Origin of the sequence: Massilia sp. Root335 (assembly GCF_001425685.1) — a bacterium.
GTDB classification, from domain to species: domain Bacteria; phylum Pseudomonadota; class Gammaproteobacteria; order Burkholderiales; family Burkholderiaceae_D; genus Telluria; species Telluria luteola.
Window position 1 is genome coordinate 85512 of sequence record NZ_LMCY01000008.1, and the last position, 4479, is coordinate 89990.

The 4479-nt window shown below is 64.1% G+C and carries 5 protein-coding genes and 1 pseudogene; 5 read left to right on the top strand and 1 reads right to left on the bottom strand.

Annotation, left to right across the window (positions count from 1 at the left end; all coding sequences use genetic code 11):
* Positions 1 to 48: 48 nt before the first annotated feature.
* Positions 49 to 1038 carry an octaprenyl diphosphate synthase gene (gene ispB / locus ASC93_RS06325; RefSeq protein WP_056438850.1) on the bottom strand — a complete coding sequence of 330 codons (990 nt, stop codon included), beginning with the start codon at positions 1036 to 1038 and terminating at the stop codon, positions 49 to 51.
* A 254-nt stretch (positions 1039 to 1292) separates the two neighbouring features.
* Here ispB and rplU point away from each other — a divergent pair, with 254 nt between their 5' ends.
* The 5 genes and pseudogenes from rplU to proB all read left to right on the top strand — a co-directional run.
* Positions 1293 to 1604, top strand: a complete 312-nt coding sequence (gene rplU / locus ASC93_RS29525) for a 50S ribosomal protein L21 (protein ID WP_036230184.1) — start codon at positions 1293 to 1295, stop codon at positions 1602 to 1604.
* Between the two features lie 39 nt (positions 1605 to 1643).
* Positions 1644 to 1916: a 50S ribosomal protein L27 gene (gene rpmA / locus ASC93_RS06335; RefSeq protein ID WP_056438856.1), complete on the top strand. Its 273-nt coding sequence runs from the start codon at positions 1644 to 1646 to the stop codon at positions 1914 to 1916.
* Positions 1917 to 2129: 213 nt separating this feature from the next.
* Positions 2130 to 3242, top strand: a complete 1113-nt coding sequence (gene cgtA / locus ASC93_RS06340; protein ID WP_056438859.1) for an Obg family GTPase CgtA — start codon at positions 2130 to 2132, stop codon at positions 3240 to 3242.
* A gap of 3 nt (positions 3243 to 3245) precedes the next feature.
* Complete coding sequence (locus ASC93_RS06345; protein ID WP_056438861.1) at positions 3246 to 3686, top strand: hypothetical protein; 441 nt, start codon at positions 3246 to 3248, stop codon at positions 3684 to 3686.
* Positions 3683 to 4479, top strand: a pseudogene (gene proB, locus ASC93_RS06350) (glutamate 5-kinase); the annotation flags it as partial. The gene ASC93_RS06345 and the pseudogene proB, both read left to right, overlap by 4 nt.

The following is a 4479-nucleotide window of genomic DNA, read 5'->3' on the forward strand; positions in this document are numbered from 1 at the left end:
TTCGAGACGCCGTTACCGGAATCTCGGGAAGGCATTACTATAGTTGCCTCAATGGTTCCTGTCAACAGCGAAGGTGCATAACTGCAGCAGGCTCGCCTTGTATTCGCTCTCCGGCAGGTCGGCGATTGCGGCGGCGGCGCGGCGTGCCGCGGTCTCCGCTTCGCGCCGCGTGAAGTCCAGCGCGCCGCTGTTCGAAACGGCCGCCAGCACGGCGTCGAAATGGGTTTCGTCGCCCTGTTCGATGCAGGTGCGGATCAGTTCGCGCTGCTCGGCCGTGCCGTTTTCCATCACGTAGATCAGCGGCAAGGTCGGCTTGCCTTCGCGCAGGTCGTCGCCCACGTTCTTGCCGATCTCGGCGGCGTCGCCCGCGTAGTCGAGCACGTCGTCGATCAGCTGGAACGCCGTGCCCAGCGAGCGGCCGTATTCGCCGGCCGCTTCGATCTGGTCGTCGTTCGCGCCGGCCACGAGGGCGCCCAGCTGGGCGGCGGCTTCGAACAGTTTCGCGGTCTTCGAGCGGATCACGCGCAGGTAGCTCTCTTGCGTGACGTCCGGATCGTGCATGTTCAGCAGCTGCAGCACTTCGCCTTCGGCGATGACGGTCGTCGCGCGCGACAGGATCTGCATGACGCGCATATTGTCCAGGGCCGTCATCATCTCGAACGAGCGCGAGTACAGGTAGTCGCCCACGAGCACCGACGCGGCATTGCCGAACATGGCGTTGGCCGTCTGGCGGCCGCGGCGCATCGAGGATTCGTCGACGACGTCGTCGTGCAGCAGGGTCGCCGTGTGGATGAATTCCACGACGGCCGCCAGTTCGTGGTGGCCGGTGCCGCGGTAGCCGTAGGCGTTCGCCAGCAGCAGCACCAGCACGGGACGGATCCGCTTGCCGCCGGCACTGATGATGTACTCGGCGATCTGGTTCACCAGCGCGACTTCGGATTGCAGCCGCTGCCGGATCACCGTGTTGACGGCCTCCATGTCGGCTGCGATCGTGCGGGTGATGGGGTTCTGTTGTGCGGTTTGGGTGGCGGCGGACAAGGCGGACCTGCTGACGTTGGATGCGGATAGGTTTTGTTGAGTCGCGATTATACGACATGCAAGCAAAAACCGTCCTTTTTCCCAGTGGCGCCAGAGGGAATCCTCCTGCGCGACGGGCGTCAAGGCCGCGCCACCACAACCGTTTTGACGCCCCGCACCATTCCATGTATAATCCTCTGTTCCCCGAATCCCTGGCTGTGTTTCTTGTGCCGGGAGCACGGGAAATTTCTTAACAATCAACGAGGTTTCAAATCATGTACGCGGTCATAAAAACCGGTGGCAAGCAATATAAAGTTGTCGCTGGCGAAAAACTCAAAGTAGAACAGATACCGGCAGACATTGGTTCCGAACTCACTATCGATCAGGTTCTCGCCGTCGGCGAGGGCGAGAGCATCAAATTTGGTGCTCCGCTGGTGGAAGGTGCTTCGGTTCGCGTGACTGTTGTGTCGCACGGTCGTCACGACAAAGTGCGCATTTTCAAGATGCGTCGTCGTAAGCACTACCAGAAGCGTCAGGGCCATCGCCAGAACTACACCGAAATCCAAGTGGTTGCGATCAACGGCTAATCGCCGCGCGTCCCTATTCAGTCATCAAGGAGCATCTAAATGGCACACAAAAAAGGCGGCGGCACTACCCGCAACGGCCGTGACTCAGAAAGCAAACGCCTCGGCGTGAAGGTCTACGGCGGCCAGGCGATCAACGCCGGCGGCATCATCATGCGCCAGCGCGGCACGACGATCCGTCCGGGCACCAACGTCGGCCTGGGCAAGGATCACACCCTGTTCGCCCTGGTCAACGGCACGGTCAAGTTCGTCAAGCAAGGCGTCGGTTCGAAGCAGTACGTGACCGTCATCGCTGCAGAAGCAGCTGCTGCTTAAATCAAGCGGCGCAAGCGGGGCCGGGCCGCAAGGCATGGTCCCGCGAAGTAGGGCGCGAGCCTTACGATCGATAGGCTCTGCCCTCAGGTAGGGCCTTTTTAATTTTTGGCGTTGTCACCGTTAAGTGCGGATCGTTCCGCGGCCGTTCGTCTATCATGGATGCCCGGTCCGTTTTTAACAGTGACACAGCCTTTCGTTTTTGGTGGTCTCATCATGAAGTTTATTGACGAAGCACGCATCGAAGTCATCGCCGGCGACGGCGGCAACGGCTGCGCCTCGTTCCGCCGCGAGAAATTTCGCCCGTTCGGTGGTCCGGACGGCGGCGACGGCGGCCGCGGCGGCTCGATCTGGGCGGTCGCCGACCGCAACATCAACACGCTGGTCGATTTCCGCTTTTCCAAGGTGCACACGGCGCGCAACGGCGAGCCGGGCCGCGGTTCCGACTGCTACGGCAAGGGCGCCGAGGATGTCTACATGCGCATGCCGGTCGGCACCCTGATCGTCGACGACGTCACCGGCGAGATCATCGCCGACCTGACGGAGCACGACCAGGTCGAATTGCTGGCCAGGGGCGGCGAGGGAGGCTGGGGCAACATCCACTTCAAGACGTCGACCAACCGCGCGCCGCGCCAGAAGACGGACGGCAAGGAGGGCGAGCGCCGCGCGCTGCGCCTCGAACTGAAGGTGCTGGCCGACGTGGGCCTGCTGGGCATGCCGAACGCCGGCAAGTCGACGTTCATCACGGCCGTGTCGAACGCGCGCTCCAAGATCGCGGATTATCCGTTCACCACGCTGCACCCGAACCTCGGCGTCGTGCGCGTGTCGCACGCGAAGAGCTTCGTGATCGCCGACATCCCGGGCCTGATCGAAGGCGCGGCGGAAGGCGCCGGCCTCGGTCACCAGTTCCTGCGCCACCTGAGCCGCACGGGCCTGTTGCTGCACATCGTCGACGTCGCGCCGATGGACGGCAAGACGGACCCCGTCAAGGAAACCAAGGCGCTCGTGAAGGAGCTCGAGAAGTACGACGAGGAGCTCGTCAACAAGCCGCGCTGGCTCGTGCTGAACAAGCTGGATGTCGTGCCGGAAGAAGATCGTAAAAAGCTCGTCAAGGACTTCGTCAAGCGCATGGCCTGGAAGGGCCCCGTGTTCGAGATTTCGGCGCTGAACCGCGAAGGCTGCGAAGACCTCGTGCACGCGATCTACAAGTACCTGGAAGAGAAGCGCCACTCCGAGCAGCGCTCGGAAGAGAAGCAGATGACCGAGGAAGCACGCGGCATCGCGTCGATCGATCCGGACGATCCGCGCTTCAAGATCCTCGAAGACTGATCGTTGGCAGTCTCCATCGCCCACATCGCAAGCAGCGCGCGGCGCGCGCGCCTGCGCGGCCAGTTGCTGTCGGCCTGCGCCACGGCGCAGTCGCTGGCCGCGCTCGCGGCCCTGCTGAATCCGGACCGGATGGCGGACGCGATGGGACTGTTCCTCGTCGGCGTGAACGGCTACAGCCAGTTCTACGCCCTCTACGTCGGAGTACGCCTCGCCACCGCGGGGCTGGCTCTGCTGGCGGCAAGGCAGGGCGACCAGCCCATCCTCGGCGACCTCGCAGCATTGTTCATCCTGGCGCAGCCGCTCGGCCGCTTCGTCGCGGCCTTCGCGATCGGCCTGCCCCAGGGCTTATTGTTCGTCGTCAGCGGGATCGAGCTGGCGGTCGGCCTGGCGCTGATCGGCCTGCGCCCGCAAGGACGCTTCCTGTCAATCCGACCGTCGCCATGAACTCTGTCGTCAATTCAGTCATCCTGAAATCCAGCCGCATCATCGTCAAAGTCGGCTCATCGCTCGTCACCGACGAAGGCCGGGGCCTCGACCACGGCGCCATCGCGCGCTGGGCCGCGCAAATCTCCTCGCTCCGTTCGCTCGGCAAGGAAGTCGTGCTGGTGTCGTCCGGCGCCATCGCCGAAGGCATGCTGCGCCTCGGTTTCACCGCGCGCCCGACCGACATCCACGAACTGCAGGCCTGCGCCGCCTGCGGCCAGATGGGCCTCGCGCAGATCTACGAAACGAGCTTCCGCAGCCACGGCGTCAAGACCGCGCAGGTGCTGCTCACGCACGCCGACCTCGCGGACCGCGAACGCTACCTGAACGCGCGCTCCACGCTCACCACCTTGCTGCGCCTGGGCGTCGTCCCGATCATCAACGAGAACGACACCGTCGTCACGGACGAAATCAAGTTCGGCGACAACGACACGCTGGGCGCGCTCGTCGCCAACCTGATCGAGGCGGATGCCCTCGTGATCCTGACCGACCAGAAGGGCCTGTACTCGGCCGATCCGCGCAAGGATCCACAAGCACGGCTGATCGGGGAAGCGCAGGCCGGCGACACGTCGCTCGAAGCGATGGCCGGCGGCGCCGGCAGCAATATCGGGCGCGGCGGCATGCTGACGAAGGTGCTGGCCGCCAAGCGCGCCGCCCGTTCGGGCGCGCACACGGTGATCGCCTGGGGCCGCGAGGACAACGTCCTGACCCGGCTCGCGCACGGCGAAGCGATCGGCACGCAGCTGACGGCGCC